The following is a 20608-nucleotide window of genomic DNA, read 5'->3' on the forward strand; positions in this document are numbered from 1 at the left end:
CTCGCAGGACATCGGCGGGCGGCGTGGGCCACCCAGCGTAGTAGGTCGCGTCCCCGCGGTAAACGCGAGGTCAGCCGCTCGGGCGAAGCCGCTGGTCCGGAATGTCGTCCCGGTGGTCGTCCCGGCGTCCGGCGCGGTCCCGGCGCAACCGCGCCAGGTGCTGCTCGATCCGCCGGTCGAGATCGCGCGCGGCCTCGGACAGTTCCGTCAGGTCGCGACGGGACCCCGGGTGGCCGAGCGCCCCCGTGTCCACTTCGTCCCCTGTCCTGTCCACTGACGGCACCTCCAGCGTCGGTCCGGCCCCTTCCCGTGCTGCGTTACTGCCCCATCCGGAGCACCCCAAAACCCCCGCGGCCGGTGAGCCGGGGCACGCACGAAGACGTCCGGGAAAACCGCGGATCTGTCCGGTCGAGTCACCGGGAAAGCCCTGGTGCGAATTTTGACCAGGTGGTAGAAATCTTGTGGAGCCGTGGCGGGCGTCCGCCACCGTGATCTCAGGAGCTGGGGATGAGCCTGCTTTCCGTGCAGCTGTATTCGGTCCGCGACGCGTTCGCGGCCGATCCCGCCGACACCCTGCGGCGTCTCGCCGCGATCGGCTTCACGCAGGTGGAGCCGTACGGCGTCGTCGAGAACGTCGAGGCGCTGCGGGCCGGGCTGCCGGCCAACGGCCTGACCGCGCCGACCGCCCACGCCCGGCTGATCGGCGCCGACCAGGCCGCCGTGTTCGCCGCGGCGGCCGAGCTGGGCATCGGCCTGGTGATCGACCCGCTGGTCAAGCCCGAGCAGTGGCAGGACCCGGCCGACATCGCCGCGACCGCCGACGCGCTCAACGCCGCCGCGAAGGTGGCGGCCGAGCACGGCGTCGGAGTCGGCTACCACAACCACTGGTGGGAGCTGGAGTCCCGGATCGACGGCCGCGCCGCGTTCGAGGTGTTCGCCGACCAGCTCGACCCGGCCGTCGCGCTCGAGGTCGACACCTACTGGGCCACCGCGGGCGGCGAGAACGCGGCCGCCCTGCTGGGCCGGCTCGGCGACCGCGTCAAGGCGATCCACGTCAAGGACGGCGGCCTCGCCACCGACGCCTCCGGCCAGCTCCCCGCCGGCCAGGGCCAGGTCCCGATCGCCGAGGTGCTCGCCGCCGCGCCGACCGCCCTTCGCGTGGTCGAGTTCGACGCCTTCGACGGCGACCTCTTCGAAGCCATCGCCGCCAGCCACGCCTTCCTGACCGGCGCCGGGCAGTGACCGGCGGGCCGGTCGGCGTCGGGTTCGTCGGCGCCGGCGTCATCAGCGGCACCTACCTCGAGAACCTGACGAGCTTCCCGGACGTCCGCGTCCTGCGCGTCGCCGACCTCGACACCGAGCGCGCGGCGGCGCGGGCGGCCGAGCACGGCGTCCCGCGGTCGGGCACCGTGGCCGAGCTGCTCGACGACCCCGACGTCGAGCTGGTGGTCAACCTGACCACTCCGGCTTCGCACGTCGACGTCGGGCTCGCCGCGCTCGAGGCGGGCAAGCACGTCTGGGCGGAGAAGCCGCTCGCGCTCGACCGCCAGACCGGCCGCAAGCTGCTGGACCGCGCGCGGGAGAAGGGCCTTCGCGTGGCCAGCGCACCCGACACCGTGCTCGGCGCCGGGCTGCAGACCGCGCGGCGCGCGATCGACGAAGGCCGGATCGGGCAGCCGAACACCGCGCTCGCGCTGTTCCAGGTGCCCGGGCCGGAGAGCTGGCACCCCGCGCCGGAGTTCCTGTTCCAGGCCGGCGGCGGGCCGCTGCTGGACATGGGCCCGTACTACCTGACGACGCTGGTGCACCTGCTCGGCCCGATCCGCCGGGTCACCGGCGCCGGCGGCCGGGCGCGCGACACCCGTGTCATCGGGTCCGGGCCGCGCGCCGGGACGGAGTTCCCGGTGACGGTGCCGACCACGGTCACGGCCCTGGTCGAGTTCGCCTCGGGCGGGTCCGCCCAGCTCGTGCTGAGCTTCGACTCGGCGTTGAAGCGCACCGGCTTCGTCGAGCTGACCGGCACGCTCGGCACCGCCGTGCTCCCGGACCCCAACCGGTTCGACGGCGCGACCGCGTTGCACCTGTTCGGTCAGGACGAGCCCGAAGAGCTGGAACCGAAGGGGCACCAGGCTTCGCGCGGCACCGGCACGCTGGAGCTGGCGCGGGCGATCCGCGCCGGGGTGCCCGAACGCGCGTCCGGCGAGCTGGCCTACCACGTGCTCGACGCGATGCTGGCCATCGACGAGTCGCTGACTCGCGGGCAGCCCGTGGAGGTGGACAGCGTGGTCGCTGTGCCGCCCGCGTTGCCGGCGGCGTGGGACCCGTACGAGAAGACGCTCTAAAGCGGGACGGAGAGCAGGTTCTGCAGAGCGAACCGCAGTGAGCCGACCAGGTCCACGTCACCGGGCACGGTCAGCCACTGCACCTGCAGGCCGTCCATCAGGGCGATGAAGGTCAGCGCCGCCACCCGGGGGTCGACGCCGTCGCGCAGCTGGCCGCGCGCGGCGAGGACCTCGAACGACTCGCGCACGCCCGCGCGCGCGGCCCGGTAGTGCTCCACGAAGTAGTCGTGCGCCGGGTGGTCCGGGGCCACGGCTTCGGCGGCGAGCCGCGAGTAGAGGTCGACGATGCCGGGGTGGCGGACGTTGTGCTCGGCCAGCGCGACGAAGTGGCGCAGGACGTCGAGCCCGGGCGGGACGCGCAGCTGCTCGCGGTCGGAGTCGTCGGCGTCACGCCGTTCGAGGACGGCGGCGAGCAGCGCTTCCTTGGTCGGGAAGTAGTACAGGAGGCCGGCGTGGGTGATACCGACGCGTTTGGCGATCTCCCGCAGCGACGAGCTGTGGTAACCGAGCTCGCCGTACGCCGCGGCCGCCGCCGTGATGATGTCCTCGCGGCGGATCCGGCCCTTCAGGTAGCCCCCGGTCACGGGGCTGCGGTGGTCTCGGCGACGTGCACGTCCCCATCATGCCGCAGCGGGATTTCGCACAAGCTGCGTGATCGGTCGAACAAATCAGTTGTGCGAATGCGCGGTTCTTGCGAGCATCGCGGAGTGAAGAGCGCGGAGCGGCAACGGGTCATCGTCGAGCGGCTGCGCGGCACCGAGCAGGTCGGCGTCGGCGAGCTGGCCGAGGTGACCGGCGCGTCGGAGATGACCGTGCGCCGGGACCTGGACCACCTTGCCGCCCGGGGCGTGCTGCGGCGGGTGCACGGCGGGGCTGTCCCGGCGTCACCGTCCGGTATGGAGCCGCCGTTCGCGGCCCGCGCCACGGCGTCCACCGAGGCGAAGCGGGCCATCGCGGCCGCGGCGGCGGAGCTGATCGTCGACGGCGAGACCGTCGTCCTCGACAGCGGCACGACGGCGCTGGAGCTGGCGCGCCTGCTGCGCGACCGGTCGGTCACCGTGATGCCGCTGTCGCTGCACGCCGTTCGTGAACTCGCCGACGCCCCGCAGGTGCGGCTGCTGCTGCCTGGCGGCGAGCCGCGGCCGGGGGAGCAGGCGCTGGTCGGGCCGCTGACGCTCGCTTCGCTGCGGGCGCTGCGGTTCGACGTCGCCGTGCTGAGCCCGTGCGCGTTCGACCTCGAAGCCGGGCTGACCGCGTTCGACCTCGCCGACGCCGAGGTCAAGCAGCAGGCCCTGGCGGTGTCGGCGCGCTCGATCGTGCTGGCCGACAGCGCGAAGTGGGATCGCGCCGCGCTCGCCCACGTGTGTCCCGCCGACCGGGCGGACGTCCTGATCACCGACCCGGGTGCCCCCGCGGACCAGCGTGCGGCGCTGGCCGAGCGGGGTGTGCTCGTGCACGTCGCTGTCCCCTTGCCAGACTCGCTGGAGAACCGATGACGACCGTTTCCGCCCGTCCGCGCGCCGCCCGTGTCGCGACGTGGATGTTCTTCGCCCTCAACGGGTTCGGCATGGGGATGTGGGTGGTGCACATCCCGAACGTCGAGCGCGCCACCGGCATCTCGCACAGCACGCTGGGCGCGTTGCTGCTGGTGCTCGGCGGCGCGGCGTTCGCCGGCATGCAGGTCTCCGGGCCGCTGGTCGACCGCCTCGGGCACCGCAAGCTGGTCCCGGCGGCCGGGGTGTTCCTCGGCCTCGCGCTGTGCGCGCCGGGCTTCGCGAACTCGTGGTGGACGCTGGGGCTCTCGCTGATCCTGTTCGGCTTCGGCAACGGCGCGATCGACGTCGGGATGAACTCGCACGCGGTCGTCGTGGAGCGCGCGTACCCGCGTCCGATCATGGCGTCGTTCCACGCGATGTGGTCCATCGGCGGCGCGCTGGCCGCGGTGATCGGCGCCGCGACGCTCGGTGCGGGCGTCCCGACCGGCGTCACGCTCACCGGCACCGGCCTGGTGTGCATCGTGCTTTCCCTGGTGGCGGCCCGGTTCCTGATCGAGCCGGCCGACGCGCCCGCCGACGTCGCCCAGGCGTCTCCGGCGCCGACGTCCGCCCGCCGGACCCCGGGCCGCCTGATCTGGCTGCTGGGCGCGCTGGCCCTGGCGCTGATGCTCTCGGAGGGCGTGGCGAACGACTGGGCCGCGCTGCACATGGAGAAGGTGCTGGGCACCTCGGCTTCGACGGCGGCGCTGGCGTACGGCGCGTTCGCGGTGGCCATGACGACGGGCCGCTTCCTGACCGACCGCGTCGCGGCCTGGGCGGGCCCGGCGGCGATCGTCCGCTACGGCGCGGCGATGGCGGCCGTGGGGCTCTCGGTGGCCGCCGCGGCCCCGTGGGTCCCGCTGTCCCTGGTGGGATGGGCGGTGTTCGGCCTGGGCCTCTCGGGCGGCGTACCGCAGCTGTTCTCGGCGGCGGGCAACCTGGACACGCGCAACTCGGGCGCGTTGATGGCCCGGGTGGTCGGCTTGGGTTACGTGGGCCTGCTGGCCGGCCCGGCGTTGATCGGCGGCCTGACGCGGTGGATGCCGCTGAACGTCACGTTCGCGGTCCCGGTGGTGCTGTGCGTCCTGGCGGCGCTGTTCGCGGGCGTGCTGACCCCGAAGCCGGAACCCGTGGAGCAGCCCGTGGCGTGACCTCGGTCAGTGGTGGTGGGCCAGTCCCTCGTGAGCCTGCTCGGCGCCGGTCGCCGGTTCGGTGTGGACGACGACCGCCGTCAGGCGGGCGACCGCGTGCAGCAGCCGGTGCTCGACGTCGTGGGCGATGCGGTGGGCCTGCGCGACCGTCAGCGTCGTCGCGACCGTGACCGCGAGCTCGGCGCGCAGGTGGTGCCCGATCCAGCGCATCCGCAGCGGGCCGGCGCCGAGCACCCCCGGGACGTCGCGGGCGGTGGCCTCGGCCAGCTCGACCGTCGCCGGGTCGACCGCGTCGAGCAGACGCCGGAAGACCTCCTTCGCCGCGTCGCGCAGGACGAACAGAATGGCGACCGTGATGCCGAGCCCGACGATCGGGTCCGCCGCCGGGAACCCCAGCGCGACGCCGGCCGCGCCGAGCACGACGGCCAGGGACGTGAAGCCGTCGGTGCGGGCGTGCAGGCCGTCGGCGACCAGGGCGGCCGAGCCGATCTCGCGCCCGACGGTGATCCGGTACCGCGCCACCAGCTCGTTCCCGGCGAACCCGACCACCCCGGCGGCCGCGACCACCCACAGGTGGCCGACCGGGCGCGGGTCGAGCAGCCGCAGCACGGACTCGTACCCGGCGATCACCGCCGACGCCGCGACGACCAGCACCACGACCACCCCGGCGAGGTCCTCCGCGCGGCCGAGGCCGTAGGTGTAGCGGCGCGTCGCCGCCCGCCGGCCCAGCAGGAACGCGATGCCGAGCGGGACTGCGGTCAGCGCGTCGGCGAAGTTGTGGATGGTGTCGCCCAGCAGCGCCACCGACCCGGTGACGACCACGAGCACCAGCTGCGCGACGGCGGTGACGAACAGCGCGGCGAACGAGCGGACGAGCGCCCGCATCCCGCGCCGGCTGGTCTCGAGGGCCTGGTCGACGCGGTCGGCGCTGTCGTGGCTGTGCGGTCGCCACCGCGAGTGGCGGTGCCCGTGTCCCGTCATGGATGTGACTCTACCTGCGCAGGCACGCATATACGCAAGTAGTAGGGTAACGAAGTGCCCGACTTCGACATGCCCACCGACGAGCAGGTCCACCTAGCCGCGGAGTCGTTCCGCCTGCTGGCCGACCCGACCCGCATCAAGGTCCTGTGGGCGCTGCTGCAGGGCGAGTCGTCGGTGGCCGGCCTGGCCGAGCTGGCCGGCGCGGCGCCGACGGCGGTCAGCCAGCACCTGGCGAAACTGCGGCTGGCGGGCCTGGTGAAGGGCCGCCGCGAAGGCACGTTCGTCTACTACTCGGCGGCCGACAACCACGTCCGCGGCCTGCTGGCCCAGGCGTTGCACCACGCCGACCACCTGGACCGCGACCTGCCCCCGGGCGCGCACGCCCAGCCGCACCACCCGCGAGCGGACTCCGGCGGCGCCTAGCTCAGCGGCGCGGCCAGCCGGGCCACCAGGTCCTCGGCGATCTCCCGCGCCGTCCGGCGCAGCTCGTCGGCCGGGAACGCCGCCACGGTCCCCATCCGGATCCGGCCGGGGCTGCGCACGCTGCGGGTGGCGACGGTGGTCGTCGCGGCGACGGGATCCAGCCCGATCGCCGGCGCGAGGGCGTCCGGCAGCGGAAGGTCGATGGCCAGCAACGCGGTCAGCCGGGCGGCGACCCGCAGCGCCAGCGCCTCCCGGTCGAAGCTCTCTTCCGGCAAGGGGAACCAGCACGTCCGCTGGCCGCTGCTCAGCACCGCGAGCCCGGACTCCCCGGCCGTCGAAAACGCCCACGCGCCGTCCTCGGACGAGCCGGCGTGCACGGGCTGCTCTCCGACGAAGCCCGACTCCGCGAGTTCGCCGCGGGTCCGCTCGAGGTCCGGCGTCGCGTGGTGCGTCCCCGGAGCGGCCGGGACCAGGTGGACTTCGACGAGCGGACCGCGCGGCCGGTACTGCCGCGGGAGGATCGCCGATCGCCAGACGACCGGGAGTTCTTCGAGGGAAAGCGATTGTCCGGTCACGCCGCGGAACGATAGCAACGATCTCAGGCGATCGGCTCCTGCAGTTCGGTCACCCAGCCCGCCGGATCCTCCGGACAGTCGAGGTACAGCTCCCGCTGCGCGCCCGCCGAGCGGTGGCCGTGCGCCTCGATCCACCGCACGACCGCCTGCCAGCTCGGCAGCACGCCTTCGATCGCGCCGCGGTGGACCAGCGTCGCCGCGCGCGCCGGCGGGAGGTCCGCGACGCTCAAGCCGGCCAGGTCACCCGCGCCGACGGACGCCGGGATCGCCGCGTGGACCACGACTTCGTCCTCCGCGCGCTGCTCGTAGTAGCACGTCAGCCGCCCGGCCGGCGTCACGTCGGCGGTCGGCAGCCGCCGGCCCAGCTCCGCGCACAGCGGGCGGACCACCGGGCCGATCGCCTCCGGCGCGAACCCCGCCGCGACGCCGGTCAGCTCCACCACCCGCACGGCCGGCAGGTCCTTGACCACGACGTCGTACGCCGGCGCGCGGCCCTCGTCCTCGATCGTCCGCAGCCGGGCCTCGACCTGCGCCAGCTTCGCCGCGCTCTCCGCCACCGCCGTCGCCAGCTCCGCGCGCCGCAGGTCCAGCATCCCGCGCACCCGCTCGACCGGCACCTCCTCGGCCAGCAGCGTCCGCACCTGCTCGAGGGTGAACCCGAGGTCCTTCAGCGCGACGATCCGGTTGAGCCGGGCCAGCTGCCCCGCGGTGTAGCTGCGGTAGCCGGTCGCCGGGTCGACGCGGGCCGGGCGCAGCAGCCCGAGCGCGTCGTAGTGGCGCAGCATCCGGACCGACACCCGGCCGTGGCGGGCGAAGTCCCCGATCGAGAACATCCGCCGATCATTCCCCAGGCGGGACGAACCCGCCCGCGACGGCCGCGGCGAGCTCGGCGAACGTGATCGCCGTGTCGTCCTCGTGCGCCGGGCCGACCACCTGCAGCCCGGCCGGGAGTGTGCCCCCGGCCGGGGCGGACACCGCGGGCAGGCCGGGCAGCGACGCCTGCGCGATCCAGAACACCTGGTCGTCGTAGCGGTCCTGCTCGCCGTCGTGGGGAAAGGCCGTCGTGAAGACCGTGGGGCACAGGAAGACGTCGACGTCCCGGAAGTACCGGCCCCACGCCGCCGCCGAAGCGTGCCGCCGCCGTTCCTGCTCGACGACGCCCGCGACGTCGCCTTCGCGCATCGCGAAGAACAGCTCCACCTGGAACCCGAACGACTCCGCCTGGGCGGCCGGGTCGACGCCGTCCGGCCAGCCTTCGGTGACCCGGACGCCGGCGCGGGCGAGCGCGTCGACGACGTCCGAAAGCGCGTCTCCGACCTCGGCGGTCACCGGGCAGCGCGGGTCGTCGAGGACGACGCCGGCGCGGAAGTCCGCCAGCCGGCTGCGGCGCGGTGGCGCGAGCCGCCACGAGTACGCGTGCGCCTCGGCGCCGTCCGGCCCGCCGGTGACGCCGAGGGCGAGCCGCAGGTCGGCGGCCGAGCGGGCGAGCGGCCCGGCCGCCGACGGGAAGTCCCGGCCGGGCTCCGCGGGCGGGCCGGGTGGCTGGAACCCGCGCAGCGGCACGGTTCCGGCGGTCGGCTTGAGGCCGTAGACGCCGCAGTAGGCCGCCGGGATCCGGATCGAGCCCGCCAGGTCGGAGCCGTACTCCAGATAGGACATTCCCGCGGCGACCGCGGCCGCGGCGCCCCCGGACGAGCCGCCCGGCGTGCGCGCCGGGTCGCGGGGGTTGAGCGTGCGGCCGTACACCGGGTTCACCGTCCGCCCGAAGTCGGCGAGCATGTGGTGCACATTGGACTTGCCGACGACGATCGCGCCCGCGGCCCGCAGCCGTTCGACGACGGCCGCGTCGTGGTCCGCGACGTGCTCCGCGAACGCCGGCTCACCCCAGGTCGTGTGCATGCCTTCGACGGCGAAGGCGTCCTTGACGGTCATCGGAACGCCGTGCAGTGGCCCGGGATCGGCACCGCGCGCGACGGCCCGGTCCGCGTCCTCGGCGGTTTCGAGCGCGGCGTCACGGTGGGTTTCGACGACGGCGTTGAGCTGGGAATCCTCGATGCGATCGAGGAGTTCTTCGGTCAGGTCACGAGCCGAGAGCGCGCCGCGGCGGATACCGGCGGCGGCGTCGGTGGCGGTCCGGAAGGTCATGGCCGAGGAGTACGGCCTGACACGGTGTCAGGGTCAAGCGCGGTTCCCGGATGCGCGTCTTGGGTAACCAAGAGTCACAGCCGCCCGACCCACGGACGGCGGAGGGAGATCGATGCCGATCGCAGCGGAGCGCCTGACCGCACCCCCGGCACCACCCGAGCCGATCCCGGCGGACCCGGTCGGGCCGAGCCCCGACCCCGCACCGCCGGGCCCGGATCCGGTGGCACCGAGCCCCGGCCCGGAGCTGCCGACGCCCGAGCCCGGCAGCGTGCCCGTGCCGGATCCCGTCCCGCCCGAGCCGGCACCGGGTCCCGACCCGACCTGAGTTACGGCTTTCGGATGATATGAGTCTCGTACGAGTTGGTGTACGCTCGGGACATGGCAACAGCACAGAACTACCGGCGGATGGTCAACGCCGGGAACAAGCTCGTCGTCGGGCTCCAGCGGCTCGGCATCGCCTTCGGCCCGATGCAGCTGCTCACGGTCGCGGGGCGCCGCAGTGGTGTCCCGCGCACCTTCCCGATCGCCGTCATCCCGCAGGACGGCGAGCGCTACATCATCCAGGCGTACCCGAAGGCCGCCTGGGTGGCGAACGTGCGCGCCGCGGCCAGCGTCACGCTGACGCGCGGCCGCCGTTCGGCCACCGCCCGGCTGGTCGAGGTGCCGGTGGAGGAGCGGCGGCCGATCCTGCGCAAGCTGGTGGAGACCAGCCCGCCGAGCGTCGGCAACCGTTACGTGACAACGGGTCTGGCCGAAGCGTCCAACCCGGACGCGGTCGCCGACGCGGCGGGCCGGATCGCGGTGTTCCGTGTCGAACCCGTTTAGGAGCCGCTTCCGCCGCGCGCTGCCGGCGGCCTGGCGAAGACAGCGTGCCGTGGTACTCGGCCGGTGCGGAGAGATCGTCGTGCGCGGCCCGTCGGTCCGCCGAAGACCCGAGCCGGAGCGGGATCGCCTGGGCACCCGCCTCGCCGCGAGGCGTGGGTTGCTGGCGCCGAGCGCGGGAAGATCGCCGTGCGCAGCCGGCCGCTCGAGCCGGATCGCTCAGGAATCCGTTGCGCAGCGGGCCGCCAGCTGGTCGAGGCCGGGCCCGGAAAGCTCCTCGAGCACCGCACTTCGCCCGGTCATGGCCAGCACCAACGTGAGCAGCGGCCCGGTCACCTCGGGCCCGCTCCCGGTCGACCAGCCCGCGTCGGTAGCCCGCAGCGTCAGCCCGGTGACCCGCTTCTTCGCGCCGATCAGCAGGTTGGACCGCCGGTAGAACTCGGCGACCTGCACGAGCGTCGCGATCGGGAACGCGCGCTCGAGCCCCAGCGGGCGGCGGATGTCGGTGCCGTGCACCACGATCTCGCCGAGCCACGAGTCCGCCGGTCCCGGCGGCCCGGTGGTGTCGTTCGCGTGCTCGCGCAGCTGTGCGAGCGTGGCTTCCGGGCCGGCCCCCGTCTCGCGGGCGAGGTTCTTCGCGGCCATCGCCTCGAACCGGAACCCGGAACCGGCCAGCCGCGCGAAGAACGTGACGGGCGTCAGCTTCGCGGTCGCGACGACGTGGCCGAGTACCTCGTGGACTGTCCACCCGCGACACAGCGACGGCGTCGACCACGCCGCGGTGGGCAGGTTCGCGAGATCGTCGGCGAGCGCGGCGCGTTCCCGGTGGATCTCCGGCCAGGAACTGGCGTCCGCCATAGGGGCCTCCCGGGTGTCCTTCCGGGATGTCCCGGTGCTCGCAGGTCGCCTCAGCGCCCGGAAGTGTTACAACGCCGTAGCCGCGCCGTCGAACACCAGCAGCAGCTGTTCGGCTGCGGTGCGGGCCGCGTTGCCCGGGCGGATCGTGCGCTCGCCGTCCGGCTGCGGCGCCGGCGCCCCGGACATCAGCTCCACCAGCGCGACGGCGAGTTCGCGGACCTTGACGTTGAACTCCTGGCTCGCCCGCCGCAGCGTCGCCCAGGCCTCGTCGGGGCTGCAGCGGCGCAGCGCGATGACGATGCCCTTCGCCTCCTCCAGCGCGGCCCGCGACTGCAGCAGGTCCAGCATCTGCTCGGTCTGGTCAGGCCAGGCCGACTCGGCGAGGACGAGCGCCATCGCCGTGAGCTTTTCGTAGCGCCGCAACACCGTCACGGTCTCTTCGGTGGCGGGGCGGTCGAGTGTGGCCGACAGCACCAGGCCGCCGTCGGCGTCCCAGGCGGCGGGCAGCGCGGCGCCCCCGCGGGTGCGCAGCCAGTCCGCCGCGAACTCGGGGAAGTACTCGGTCATGCCGCTGACGGTGAGCGCGGGCCACCGCTCGTCGGCGAAGACGTCGGCGGCGACCACCGGCACGCCCGTGCGGCAAGCGAGCGGCACCGGGCCGCCGAACCGCTCCAGCTGGGCCCGGACGCACGCGGCCGAGAGCCCCCGGGCGGCGGCCACGCGCAACGGGCCGTCGCCGTGCTGGACGGTCACGGCCGCGCCGAGCGCGCCCGGCACCTCGGCCGCGATGCGGTCGAGCAGCTCCTGCAGCAGTGCGGTCAGCGGCGCCTGGTCGTCGGCCGCGGGTCTTCCGGTCACCTCGAAACCTTTCTCGACGTCTTGCTCGAAACTCTGGCGTCGACACGCACGGCGGTTTTAGCATGTCGTCGTTAAGACGACAAGATACCCGTCGTCGAAAGGACGACCATGGACGAGACCGCCGGCGTTCTGGGCCGGATCCACGAAGCGGTCGCCGCCGCGCGGGCGGGCACCGCGGACCAGGACCAGCTGGTCACCGCGCTGAGCGGCCTCCGGCTGCTGCGGGATGAACTGGCCGGCTGGGAGCCGGAGCTGATCACGGCGGCGCGAGCGGCCGGCGCCAGCTGGGTGACCCTCGCGCCCGCGCTGGGCGTCGCCAGCAGACAGGCCGCGGAACGGCGTTACCTGCGGCTGCAGCCGTCGAGCACGGGGGAGCGGACCGGCGAGGCCCGCGTCGACGCCGAGCGCGACCGGCGGGCGGGAGACCGGGCCGTCGCGGACTGGGCGCGGCGCAACGCCGCCGTGCTGCGCCAGCTCGCCGGCCGCGTGAGCGCGCTCGACGGCCTGGCCCCGGCTGCGCAGGCGAGCGCCGATCGTCTCGGCGCCGCACTGGGCGACGACGACCCGGCGAACCTCCTGCCACCGCTGGCCGCGGCCCGGCCGCACCTGACCGGCGACCTGGGTACCCGGGTGGGTGAAATCTCCGCCGAAGCGGCCCGGTTGCGCCGTGCCGCGGCCGGCAACCGCCGCTCCCGGGACTGAGCCGCCGTCCGCGTGGGTACCAGGCGGGTATGGCACAAGAAGCGGAACAGAACCCCGACGAGCGCACCGCGGGCCGGGCCGAGCTGCTGCCCGAGGAAAAGGCCGTCGAGACCGCCGATCCCGAAGCCCAGGCCCGCGAAGTGCTGCGCGACTCCGACCGCCGGAGCGCGGACCCCGAGCCGACGATGACCCGGCGTCCGGAGGAGACGATCTGAGCGATCAGTCCCCGTCCGAGTCGCGGCTTTCCCGCTCGTCCTCGGTCCGGTCGTCCATCGGGTTGCCGCTGGAGTCGTCTTCGTTCGTCTCGTGGTGGGGTTGAGTCATCGCATCTCCTCGTCCGGGTGGCCGATCTTCGGCGGCTACCCGGACGGGAAGCGGATCAATCCCGTGATCAGCCCGCGTCGCAGGCCGCGCCGTTGAGCGTGAACGCGCCGGGCGCCGGGTTGCCGCCGCGGATCGAGCCGTTGAAGCCCGTGGTCACGGTCGCGCCGGGCGCGAGGGTGGTGTTCCAGTCGGCGGCGTTCACCGTGACGCGGCCGCCGCGCTGGTCGTAGTCGCCGTCCCAGCCGTGCGTGACCCGCTGCCCGTCGGCGAAGGTCCAGCTCAGCGTCCACGGCGAGAGCGTTTTCGCGCCCTTGTTGGTGATCGCGACGGCCGCGGTGAAGCCGTCGTCCCACTGGTCCTGCACGGTGAACCGCACCGAGCAGGACGCCTGGGGAGCGGCCGCGCTCGACGACGGCGGTGGCGGCGGGGCCGATGCCGAGCTCGACGGCGCGGTCTGCCGGCCCACCATGACGGTCGGGCTCGGCGGTGGTGGCGTGCTCGTGGCCGGCTTCGGGGTGGTCGCGGGCAGCAGCGGCACCTGCGGGGGCGACGCCTCCCGGCCGGGCGAGCTGGTGGTCACGGCGATCACGACGAGACTGCCGACGACGGCGACCAGCCCGCAGATCGCGCTGACCCACCGGATCCGCGCCCCGGCCCGCTGCTGCGCGGCGGCGGCTTCCCGGGCCCGCTGCTCGATCCGGTCCACGTGCTCCGCGGGCGACAACCCGTCGGGCAGCGGCGCCCGCGGCGGCAGGGAACCGCCGGTCAAGGGCCGCGCCGTGGCGCCGGTCTCCTTCAAGAGCTCGGCGACGGAGATCTCGTCGTCGTCCCGCTCGGCGCGGCGCGCCATCCAGCACCTCCCGTCTCGTGCCCGGCGAATCCTAGGAATCCGCGCAGGTCTTGTAAACCGCGTGCATGCCGCGTGCACAAGCCGCCAACATCGCCGCGGTTACCTGGGTTCACGACCGGATGTCCCGGTCACCGAATCCGGGGAGAACCATGACCGAGCAGAAGATCATCGCCGTCGTCGGCGCCACCGGCCAGCAGGGCGGCGGCGTCGCCCGCGCCATCCTCGACGACCCCGCCGGCCGCTTCGCCCTCCGCGCGATCACCCGCCGCCCCGGCTCCGACGCCGCGCAGGCGCTCGCCGCGCGTGGCGCCGAGGTCGTGGTCGCGGACCTCGACGACGAAGCGAGCCTGACGACGGCGCTGCGGGGCACGTACGGCGCCTACTTCGTCAGCGCGTTCTGGGAGTACAACGACGTCGAGCGCGAGCAGAAGCAGGCCCGCGCGATGGCCGCGGCCGCCAAGACCGCGGGCCTGCAGCACGTCATCTGGTCGACGCTGCCCGACACCCGGCTGCACCTGCGTCTCGACGACGACCGCGTCCCGACGCTGAACGAGCGCTACAAGGTCCCGCACTTCGACGGCAAGGCCGAGGCCGACGCGTTCTTCGTCGAAGCGGGCGTGCCGACGACGTTCCTGTCCACGACGTTCTACTTCGAGTCCTTCCTCGACTTCTTCCGCCCGGTCCGGGACGACGACGGCGTCCTCGCCCTGCACCTGCCGATGGGCGACCGCAAGCTGCCCGCGATCGCGGCCGAGGACATCGGCCGGACGGCGTTCGGCGTCTTCGAACGCGGCCCCGAGCTCGTCGGCCGCACGATCAGCATCTCCGGCGAGAACCTGACCGGCGAGCAGTACGCGGCGGCGTTCGCCAAGGAGCTCGGCGAGGACGTCGCCTACCGCCCGGTCAGCGTCGAAGCCGTGCGCGCCCAGGGGTTCCCGGGCGCCGACGACCTGGCCAACATGTTCTTCTACTACGCCGAGTACGAGAGCGTCTTCGCCGGCGCGCGCGACCCCGGCGCCGTGCGCGAGCTGAACCCGCGGCTGCAGGACTTCGGCACCTGGCTCGCCGCCCACCACGACGCGTTCAAGGGGCTGTAATGCCTTTCGGGATGCACTTCGGCATCTTCGGGGTCGGCGACATCGCCGCCGACCCCGCAACCGGCCGCGCCCCGACCGAGCACGAGCGGATCAAGCGGATGGTCGAGACGGCCGTCCGCGCCGAAGAGGCCGGCCTCGACGTCTACGCGACGGGGGAGCACCACAACCCGCCGTTCGTGCCGTCGTCGCCGACCACGCTGCTGGGGTTCGTCGCGGCGCGCACCAGCCGGATCGTGCTGTCGACGTCCACGACGCTGATCACCACGAACGACCCGGTGAAGATCGCCGAGGACTACGCGATGCTGTAGCACCTCGCGGACGGCCGGCTCGACCTCATGCTCGGGCGCGGCAACACCGGCCCGGTGTACCCGTGGTTCGGCAAGGACATCCGCGACGGCATCGCACTGGCCGTGGAGAACTACGCGCTGCTGCGGCGGCTGTGGCGCGAAGAAGCCGTGGACTGGTCCGGCAAGTTCCGGTCTCCGCTGCAGGGCTTCACCTCGACCCCACGTCCGCTGGACGGCGTCCCGCCGTTCGTCTGGCACGGGTCGATCCGCAGCCCCCAGATCGCGGAGCAGGCGGCCTTCTACGGCGACGGGTTCTTCGCCAACAACATCTTCTGGCCGGTCGAGCACACCCGGCGGATGATCGCGCTCTACCGCGAGCGTTTCGAGCACCACGGCCACGGCCCCGCGGACACGGCGATCGTCGGCCTCGGCGGCCAGACGTTCATCCGACGCCGCTCCCAGGACGCGATCGCCGAGTTCCGCCCGTACTTCGACCACTCGCCGATCTACGGCCACGGCCCCTCGCTCGAGGAGACGATGGACCAGACACCCCTGGTCGTGGGCAGCCCGGAGCAGGTGATCGACCGGACCATGCGCTTCCGCGAGGACTTCGGCGACTACCAGCGCCAGCTGTTCAACGTCGACGGCATGGGCCTCCCGCACGAGACGGCGCTGGAGCAGATCGACCTGCTGGGCGCCGAGGTCGTCCCGGTGCTGCGCAAGGAGTTCGCGCGAGGACGACCGGCGCACGTCCCGGACGCGCCGACGCACCGGTCGCTCGCCGCGGTGGAATAGCGACCCGCCGCCCGCGGTTGCGCTGAGCGTGACCGAATCTGTGCGGTTCGAGGTGCTGGGCCCGGTACGGGCGTGGCGTGGCGACGTCGAGCTGGAGCTGGGCCCGCCCCAGCAACGGGCGGCGCTGGCGGTCCTGCTCCTGCAGGGCGGCACGTCGCTCTCACCCGCCCAGCTGGTCGAGGCGCTCTGGGGCGGCGCGGAACCGAGGGCGGCGACCGGCATGGTCCGCTCGTACATCTCCCGCCTGCGCCACGCCCTGGAGCCGGACACCCCGATCAAGTCGATCGGCGGCGGCTACGCGATCATCGCGCCGACGTTGGATCTGACGGAGTTCCAGCACCTGCTGACAACCGGCGACGCCGCCTCCCTCCGAGCCGCACTAGACCTCTGGCACGGCACTCCGCTGTCGGGCGTCAACGGCTTCGAAGCCGAGCGCGTCCGCCTGGAGCAGCTGCGCCTGAAGGCAATCGAAGACCTGGCAGCAGCAGATATCGAGGCGGGCCACCACGCAGGCGCCATCAGCGCCCTGACCGAGCTGATCACCGAGCAGCCCATGCGAGAACGCCCCCACGAGCTGCAGATGCTGGCCCTCTACCGCTCCGGCCGGCAAGCCGAGGCCTTGGACGTCTTCGCCCAAATCCAGCGCCGGCTGGAGGACGAGCTGGGCCTCTACCCAGGCCCGGAACTACGCGAAATGCAGCGCAAAAATCCTGTCCTCAGACCCCACTTTGGCCGCCACCATCACCCGCCCCACGCAACTACCTCCGCAGCTCCCGGAGTTCGTAGGCCGAGAGGACATGCTGACCGCGCTGGCCGACACCCTGCGGACAACCGACCCAGGCGTCCCGGTAGTGGGCGTCGAAGGCCTGGCCGGGATCGGCAAGACCACCCTGGCGATCCAGCTGGGCCACAAGATCGCAACGTCCTTCCCGGACGGCCAGCTGTTCACGGACCTATCGGTCTCGCCGGACCCGCTGTCCGAGCTGCTGCGCGGCATCGGCGTCACGGACCTGCCACCGTCGTCAAGCGAGCGAGCGGCATTGTGGCGCACCCGCACCACAGGCCGCCGCGTACTCATCGTCTTGGACGACGCCCAGGCAGCGGAGCAGATCCGCCCGCTGCTCCCAGGCACCAGAGGGCCCGGCGGTGATGATCACGGCCCGCCAGCGCCTCTACGGCCTACCTCACGCCCACTGGCAGAAACTACGAGGCCTGGACCCCACGGCATCGCTGCAGTTGCTGAGCCGCTTGATAGGCCCCCGAACCGACCACGACCCTGCAGCGACCGAGGAACTGGTCGCCCGCACAGCGGGCCTACCCCAGGTCCTGCAGGCGGTGGGAGCCCGAGTGTCATCCCGCCCGGAGTGGACGATGCTCCAGGCACTCAGCCGCCTGGGCCGCCCGGCGCCAGACTCCCCGGTGACACCCCCGGAGTGCGGAGCGATAGAGAAGCCATACGAGTCGGCAATGGCCCAGCTGACCCCGGCCCAGTCCCGAGCGTTCCGAGCGCTTTCCCACCTGGCAATGCCGGTAGTCCCACTCTCCGCAGCCGCTGAAACCCTGAACCTCGAGCTACCAGCGGCAGCGGCGATCCTGGAGTCCCTGGTGGACGCCCACCTACTGGACCCAGCCGGCCCAGACGCCTACCGCTACCAGGAGCCCCTACGCGAGTTCGCCCGAAGCCGAGCAGGCCAAGAGGACTGGATCGATACAGCGGTGAGCCAAAACGCATGATCATCCCAACCCTCGATACCGAGCAGATCCGGACCCCCCTGAACGCCCCCACGAGGCGGCCGGGTACTCTTTCTCCAGCAGGTCCGAGTGGCGGAATGGCAGACGCGCTAGCTTGAGGTGCTAGTGCCCTTAACGGGCGTGGGGGTTCAAGTCCCCCCTCGGACACAGTATTACCCCACGGATCGCGAAACGCGATCTTGAAGCTGAGGCGATGGTAGCTCAGCTCGAGTCGGTCTCCTCCAGTCGCCATCCGGAGATGTTGTAGACGACGAACCGTCCTGAATTGCGCAGCGCCACCGCGACGTGACTGCTTCGTGTCCGAGCAGACTCCAGCTCGGTGTGGCCGTCGTTGCCCTCGCCTCCGAGCCGGATATGGATCTCGTCGACGAGGTGGTCCTCGCGGACGTAGAGCGTCTTCGGCCGCAGCTGGCCTGTGCGTTGGGTGCTGGTATGGCCGTGGCGGCAGCGGTAGGTCGGACGCCCGTGGTTCCAGTGCGAGTCCAGCCGCCGGTCGCAGACACCGCAGTGGATCAAACCGGCTAAAGCGAACCGGCGACTCCTGCCGTCGCTGGCGGGTCGTGCCGCCCGGATCTGTTGCGCGGCGACAAAGTCGTGCTCGGCGACAAGGGCCGGATGCGCCGTCTTCGCCGACAGCGCGGGCGTTGCGGCTGGGCCTTCGTTGCACGTGGCTCGGCGGTTCCAGATCTGCCGTCCGGTGTAGCGCGGGTTCGCCAGGATCACGGCGACCGTGCGCAGGGTCCAAGCTCCGCGGGTCCGGTGGCGGTTGCGGGCCGGATCGGCGCTCGACGGACAGGGAACACCACGCTCATTGAGGTGTCGGGCGATGCTGGCGACGCTGTGCCCGGCCAGGCGCTGGCGGAACATCCAGGTGACGTGGGGTGCGGTTCGGGGGTCGGGTGCGAGGCGTTGGAGGCGTCGGCCCCAGCGGGCGTCGGCGGGGTTGGGGTGGGGTCCGGCGTCGACGAGTTGGTAGCCGTAGGGTGGGCGGCCGCCGAGGTAGCGTCCTTGTTGGGTGGCCTGGTTGTGCATCGCTGCCAGTACCCGGTGGCGGGCGCGGAGGACTTCGCGCTGCGACTGGGTGGCGAGAAGTGACAACAGCGCTCGGTGATCGCGGTTGACGAGGTCGACTGGACCTCCTGTTTCGGGTAGCCAGAGCTGGATGCCGTGACGGGTGCACCAGGCGTAGAGGGTGGCGAACTGGGTGCCGGTGAAGGCGCGCTCGTACTCGCCGATCACGATCGCGTCGATCACGGATTCTGAGCTCGAGGCCGTGGTCATGAGCTGGGCAGCCTGGGGTCGTTGTCGCCATGGAATGCGGCGTGAGGTGCCGGCGTCGAAGTAGGTGGCGACGACCTGGCCGTGGCCCGCGACCAGCTCATCGGCCATGTTGCGTTGCCAGCCTTGTGACGACACCCGGTCTTGATGGCGGGTGGTCGACGTGCGGCCGTAGAAGGCGAACCGCAAGCCACTCCTGTGGTCGGGGCGGGTAGTGGTGGTTGTCGGCTTCTTGCCGTTCATCCACTGCGCCAGCAGGTCGGCCGCGCCAGCAGGTGGTGCGGCCATCTGAGGCGAGGGCAGGTGCGGGGGGATCACGCTGGACGGATGTCGCGGCCGTTGGGTCATGACGGCGCGCTCCGAGCGGTTCATCCGATCAGCGCAGTCGCGATGCGTCAGTGAGGACTGTATAACGCCCTACGCGGCGACGATCTGCAGTAGCCCCGCTGTCTGTCGGGCAGCATGGCGCTCGACTGGCGAAACGTTATCGATTTCCTTCGAGGGGGTTGTAACAGCGGATGGCCTGCTCCTTCCGATGTCGAGCACGGAACCGCCCTGGCCACGTGGGCGGTGATCGGCATGGAGCCTTCGCCGGCTCGAAGTTCCCAGAACTCTCGCGTGGGAGGGCAGGCGAAGCAGCGTCCGACGGCGTCATTGCGCGGAATTGATCATATTCGAGCCTAGTTGTGATTTCCCCAACGCCGAATCTGAGCCTCGGAGCGATGTGAGTGGGCGTCAGCGCGACCCACTGACCAGTGCCAGGGGCTGCACCCGGTGGGAATCGAACCTGCGGCACCCGCTTCTGTGGATCATGTCTTTCGTCGACGAACGAGCGTGATCGACATGGACCGTGACCAGCTGATTCAGTGCGAGCGGCGATGGCTGGTGCGTGGTCATCGGTGATTGTCTCGACCATTTGGCGTCGAATTTGATCACGGAAAATGTCAGGCGGCAAGGCTGCGCAGTGATGGAGGTATGTCGGAGGGCGCCTCTACTATGGACGTATGGCCCAATGCACAGCACCGTCCCGAGGTCACCGCACTGCGAGCGGGGCCGAGAACTGCCCAGCGTGCAGCAGCCGCGGAAGGTCGCCCTACCGCTCGTCCTACTCCTACTCGTCGCCCCGGCCGTCCTACGGCGGTGGCGGCGGGTCGAGCTACGGCAGCTCGTCGGGCGGTAGCGGAGGCTCCCGTCGGACCAGGACCGGCAGGTCGGTGTCGTACACGCCGACAGAGTGGCGCACCGTCAAGCCTTTCACCGAGAAGGCCGGCGAGCAGGCTCAGGCGCACCCGGAACGCCGCGACCTCTTCTTGTGCCACGCTTGGCCAGACCGAGAAGGCAGCGCGAAGGAGCTGAACGCCCACCTGAAGTCGAACGGTGCGTCGGTGTGGTTCAGCGAGGAGGACCTGCCCCTCGGCTCGCTCATGATCCGCGAAATCGACAAGGGACTACGGAACTCCCGCGTTGGCATCGTGCTGGTCACACCCGCGCTTCTAAAAAGCATCAACGACGAGGGCGTAGCGGAGAAGGAACTCGCCGTGCTGCTGTCCACTCGGCGCGTCATTCCCGTCTTACACGGGGTGAGCTTTAACGACCTCAACGATGTGAGCCCGATGTTGGCCTCGCACGCTGGGCTGAGCACTGCGGAGTCGTCGCTCGACGTTGTTGCAGCCAAGGTCGCTGCCGCTGCCGCCGCGCTCGCGGACTGAGGTCAGCCGAGCCTGCATGAGTAGGCGAGCCCCGTTTGCCGCGAGAAGTGTTGACCATCGCCGCCGGGCCCAGGAGGCCGGGCATGTCCTGGGTATCAGCCGCCGTTGCCACCTCATCCGGGAG

22 protein-coding genes, 1 tRNA gene and 1 pseudogene are annotated in these 20608 nt (G+C 72.2%); 14 read left to right on the plus strand and 10 right to left on the minus strand.

From position 1 onward, the window contains the following. Positions 1-70: 70 nt before the first annotated feature. Complete coding sequence (locus OHS58_RS05530; RefSeq protein WP_326952220.1) at positions 71-274, minus strand: hypothetical protein; 204 nt, start codon at positions 272-274, stop codon at positions 71-73. A 233-nt stretch (positions 275-507) separates the two neighbouring features. Here OHS58_RS05530 and OHS58_RS05535 point away from each other — a divergent pair, with 233 nt between their 5' ends. Continuing rightward, the gene (locus OHS58_RS05535) at positions 508-1242 is read left to right on the plus strand and encodes a sugar phosphate isomerase/epimerase family protein (RefSeq protein ID WP_326950998.1); all 735 of its coding nucleotides are present in this window, start codon (positions 508-510) and stop codon (positions 1240-1242) included. Beyond that, on the plus strand, positions 1239-2342 hold the full coding sequence (locus OHS58_RS05540; protein ID WP_326950997.1) for a Gfo/Idh/MocA family protein: 1104 nt from the start codon (positions 1239-1241) through the stop codon (positions 2340-2342). Before OHS58_RS05535 ends, OHS58_RS05540 begins: the two co-directional genes overlap by 4 nt. On the opposite strand, the gene OHS58_RS05545 is transcribed toward OHS58_RS05540, so the two are convergent. Beyond that, on the minus strand, positions 2339-2926 hold the full coding sequence (locus OHS58_RS05545; RefSeq protein ID WP_328647366.1) for a TetR/AcrR family transcriptional regulator: 588 nt from the start codon (positions 2924-2926) through the stop codon (positions 2339-2341). The two genes, OHS58_RS05540 and OHS58_RS05545, sit on opposite strands and share 4 nt — an antisense overlap. A 123-nt stretch (positions 2927-3049) precedes the next feature. Here OHS58_RS05545 and OHS58_RS05550 point away from each other — a divergent pair, with 123 nt between their 5' ends. Together OHS58_RS05550 and OHS58_RS05555 are read left to right on the plus strand one after the other, a co-directional pair. Next, positions 3050-3838 (plus strand): DeoR/GlpR family DNA-binding transcription regulator, encoded by a 789-nt coding sequence (locus tag OHS58_RS05550; protein ID WP_328647367.1) that lies wholly within the window; start codon positions 3050-3052, stop codon positions 3836-3838. Next, complete coding sequence (locus OHS58_RS05555; RefSeq protein WP_326952222.1) at positions 3835-5028, plus strand: MFS transporter; 1194 nt, start codon at positions 3835-3837, stop codon at positions 5026-5028. The genes OHS58_RS05550 and OHS58_RS05555 overlap by 4 nt, the downstream gene beginning before the upstream one ends. Positions 5029-5034: 6 nt before the next feature. Here the strand turns inward: OHS58_RS05555 and OHS58_RS05560 are convergent, their stop codons facing one another. Next, positions 5035-6009, minus strand: coding sequence for a cation diffusion facilitator family transporter (locus OHS58_RS05560; RefSeq protein WP_326950993.1), 975 nt, complete (start codon positions 6007-6009; stop codon positions 5035-5037). Between the two features lie 69 nt (positions 6010-6078). Between OHS58_RS05560 and OHS58_RS05565 the strand changes: the two genes are divergently transcribed. Further along, positions 6079-6432 (plus strand): ArsR/SmtB family transcription factor, encoded by a 354-nt coding sequence (locus tag OHS58_RS05565; RefSeq protein ID WP_326951579.1) that lies wholly within the window; start codon positions 6079-6081, stop codon positions 6430-6432. Here the strand turns inward: OHS58_RS05565 and OHS58_RS05570 are convergent. The 3 genes from OHS58_RS05570 to OHS58_RS05580 are packed head-to-tail and all read right to left on the minus strand — an operon-like array spanning position 6429 to position 9152. After that, on the minus strand, positions 6429-7007 hold the full coding sequence (locus tag OHS58_RS05570) for a hypothetical protein (RefSeq protein ID WP_328647368.1): 579 nt from the start codon (positions 7005-7007) through the stop codon (positions 6429-6431). The two genes, OHS58_RS05565 and OHS58_RS05570, sit on opposite strands and share 4 nt — an antisense overlap. 23 nt (positions 7008-7030) lie before the next feature. Next, on the minus strand, positions 7031-7840 hold the full coding sequence (locus OHS58_RS05575; protein WP_328647369.1) for a MerR family transcriptional regulator: 810 nt from the start codon (positions 7838-7840) through the stop codon (positions 7031-7033). Positions 7841-7847: 7 nt separating this feature from the next. After that, entirely contained in the window at positions 7848-9152 is a 1305-nt protein-coding gene (locus OHS58_RS05580) for an amidase family protein (protein WP_328647370.1), read from the minus strand. A 112-nt stretch (positions 9153-9264) separates the two neighbouring features. Here OHS58_RS05580 and OHS58_RS05585 point away from each other — a divergent pair, with 112 nt between their 5' ends. Next, positions 9265-9477, plus strand: coding sequence for a hypothetical protein (locus OHS58_RS05585; protein WP_326952227.1), 213 nt, complete (start codon positions 9265-9267; stop codon positions 9475-9477). Positions 9478-9530: 53 nt separating this feature from the next. Beyond that, the gene (locus OHS58_RS05590; protein WP_247053579.1) at positions 9531-9977 is read left to right on the plus strand and encodes a nitroreductase family deazaflavin-dependent oxidoreductase; all 447 of its coding nucleotides are present in this window, start codon (positions 9531-9533) and stop codon (positions 9975-9977) included. Positions 9978-10193: 216 nt separating this feature from the next. Here the strand turns inward: OHS58_RS05590 and OHS58_RS05595 are convergent, their stop codons facing one another. Together OHS58_RS05595 and OHS58_RS05600 are read right to left on the minus strand one after the other, a co-directional pair. Continuing rightward, positions 10194-10832 carry a maleylpyruvate isomerase family mycothiol-dependent enzyme gene (locus OHS58_RS05595; RefSeq protein WP_328647371.1) on the minus strand — a complete coding sequence of 213 codons (639 nt, stop codon included), beginning with the start codon at positions 10830-10832 and terminating at the stop codon, positions 10194-10196. A 66-nt stretch (positions 10833-10898) separates the two neighbouring features. After that, positions 10899-11690, minus strand: a complete 792-nt coding sequence (locus OHS58_RS05600) for an ANTAR domain-containing protein (RefSeq protein ID WP_328647372.1) — start codon at positions 11688-11690, stop codon at positions 10899-10901. 108 nt (positions 11691-11798) lie between these two features. Here OHS58_RS05600 and OHS58_RS05605 point away from each other — a divergent pair, with 108 nt between their 5' ends. Together OHS58_RS05605 and OHS58_RS05610 are read left to right on the plus strand one after the other, a co-directional pair. After that, positions 11799-12392: an HSP18 transcriptional regulator gene (locus OHS58_RS05605; RefSeq protein ID WP_326952230.1), complete on the plus strand. Its 594-nt coding sequence runs from the start codon at positions 11799-11801 to the stop codon at positions 12390-12392. A 29-nt stretch (positions 12393-12421) separates the two neighbouring features. Next, positions 12422-12607, plus strand: coding sequence for a hypothetical protein (locus tag OHS58_RS05610; RefSeq protein WP_328647373.1), 186 nt, complete (start codon positions 12422-12424; stop codon positions 12605-12607). A 176-nt stretch (positions 12608-12783) separates the two neighbouring features. On the opposite strand, the gene OHS58_RS05615 is transcribed toward OHS58_RS05610, so the two are convergent. Beyond that, positions 12784-13566: a cellulose-binding domain-containing protein gene (locus OHS58_RS05615; RefSeq protein ID WP_328647374.1), complete on the minus strand. Its 783-nt coding sequence runs from the start codon at positions 13564-13566 to the stop codon at positions 12784-12786. A gap of 149 nt (positions 13567-13715) precedes the next feature. Between OHS58_RS05615 and OHS58_RS05620 the strand changes: the two genes are divergently transcribed. From OHS58_RS05620 to OHS58_RS05635, 4 genes and pseudogenes are all read left to right on the plus strand, one after another. Then, complete coding sequence (locus OHS58_RS05620; RefSeq protein ID WP_328647375.1) at positions 13716-14663, plus strand: NmrA/HSCARG family protein; 948 nt, start codon at positions 13716-13718, stop codon at positions 14661-14663. 11 nt (positions 14664-14674) lie between these two features. Then, positions 14675-15745: pseudogene (locus tag OHS58_RS05625) on the plus strand (LLM class flavin-dependent oxidoreductase). A gap of 52 nt (positions 15746-15797) precedes the next feature. Beyond that, positions 15798-16895, plus strand: a complete 1098-nt coding sequence (locus tag OHS58_RS48685) for an AfsR/SARP family transcriptional regulator (protein WP_442875554.1) — start codon at positions 15798-15800, stop codon at positions 16893-16895. A gap of 665 nt (positions 16896-17560) precedes the next feature. Next, positions 17561-17644 (plus strand) — tRNA-Leu (locus OHS58_RS05635). A 54-nt stretch (positions 17645-17698) separates the two neighbouring features. On the opposite strand, the gene OHS58_RS05640 is transcribed toward OHS58_RS05635, so the two are convergent. Next, positions 17699-19147 (minus strand): recombinase family protein, encoded by a 1449-nt coding sequence (locus OHS58_RS05640; RefSeq protein WP_328647377.1) that lies wholly within the window; start codon positions 19145-19147, stop codon positions 17699-17701. Positions 19148-19779: 632 nt separating this feature from the next. Between OHS58_RS05640 and OHS58_RS05645 the strand changes: the two genes are divergently transcribed. Next, a complete protein-coding gene (locus tag OHS58_RS05645) occupies positions 19780-20484 on the plus strand; it encodes a toll/interleukin-1 receptor domain-containing protein (RefSeq protein WP_442875520.1) in 705 nt (234 codons plus the stop codon). Positions 20485-20608 lie beyond the last annotated feature (124 nt).

Origin of the sequence: Amycolatopsis sp. NBC_00348, from assembly GCF_036114655.1 — a bacterium.
Lineage (GTDB): Bacteria > Actinomycetota > Actinomycetes > Mycobacteriales > Pseudonocardiaceae > Amycolatopsis.

Excerpts from the sequence above, each read along its gene's own strand:
- OHS58_RS05590 (WP_247053579.1), top strand. The coding sequence starts at position 9,531 with ATGGCAACAGCACAGAACTACCGGCGGATGGTCAACGCCGGGAACAAG.
- OHS58_RS05575 (WP_328647369.1), bottom strand. The coding sequence starts at position 7,840 with ATGTTCTCGATCGGGGACTTCGCCCGCCACGGCCGGGTGTCGGTCCGG.
- OHS58_RS05615 (WP_328647374.1), bottom strand. The coding sequence starts at position 13,566 with ATGGCGCGCCGCGCCGAGCGGGACGACGACGAGATCTCCGTCGCCGAG.
- OHS58_RS05595 (WP_328647371.1), bottom strand. The coding sequence starts at position 10,832 with ATGGCGGACGCCAGTTCCTGGCCGGAGATCCACCGGGAACGCGCCGCG.
- OHS58_RS05555 (WP_326952222.1), top strand. The coding sequence starts at position 3,835 with ATGACGACCGTTTCCGCCCGTCCGCGCGCCGCCCGTGTCGCGACGTGG.
- OHS58_RS05610 (WP_328647373.1), top strand. The coding sequence starts at position 12,422 with ATGGCACAAGAAGCGGAACAGAACCCCGACGAGCGCACCGCGGGCCGG.
- OHS58_RS05565 (WP_326951579.1), top strand. The coding sequence starts at position 6,079 with ATGCCCACCGACGAGCAGGTCCACCTAGCCGCGGAGTCGTTCCGCCTG.
- OHS58_RS05580 (WP_328647370.1), bottom strand. The coding sequence starts at position 9,152 with ATGACCTTCCGGACCGCCACCGACGCCGCCGCCGGTATCCGCCGCGGC.
- OHS58_RS05620 (WP_328647375.1), top strand. The coding sequence starts at position 13,716 with ATGACCGAGCAGAAGATCATCGCCGTCGTCGGCGCCACCGGCCAGCAG.
- OHS58_RS05605 (WP_326952230.1), top strand. The coding sequence starts at position 11,799 with ATGGACGAGACCGCCGGCGTTCTGGGCCGGATCCACGAAGCGGTCGCC.
- OHS58_RS05535 (WP_326950998.1), top strand. The coding sequence starts at position 508 with ATGAGCCTGCTTTCCGTGCAGCTGTATTCGGTCCGCGACGCGTTCGCG.
- OHS58_RS05585 (WP_326952227.1), top strand. The coding sequence starts at position 9,265 with ATGCCGATCGCAGCGGAGCGCCTGACCGCACCCCCGGCACCACCCGAG.
- OHS58_RS05645 (WP_442875520.1), top strand. The coding sequence starts at position 19,780 with ATGGCCCAATGCACAGCACCGTCCCGAGGTCACCGCACTGCGAGCGGG.
- OHS58_RS05560 (WP_326950993.1), bottom strand. The coding sequence starts at position 6,009 with ATGACGGGACACGGGCACCGCCACTCGCGGTGGCGACCGCACAGCCAC.
- OHS58_RS05640 (WP_328647377.1), bottom strand. The coding sequence starts at position 19,147 with ATGAACCGCTCGGAGCGCGCCGTCATGACCCAACGGCCGCGACATCCG.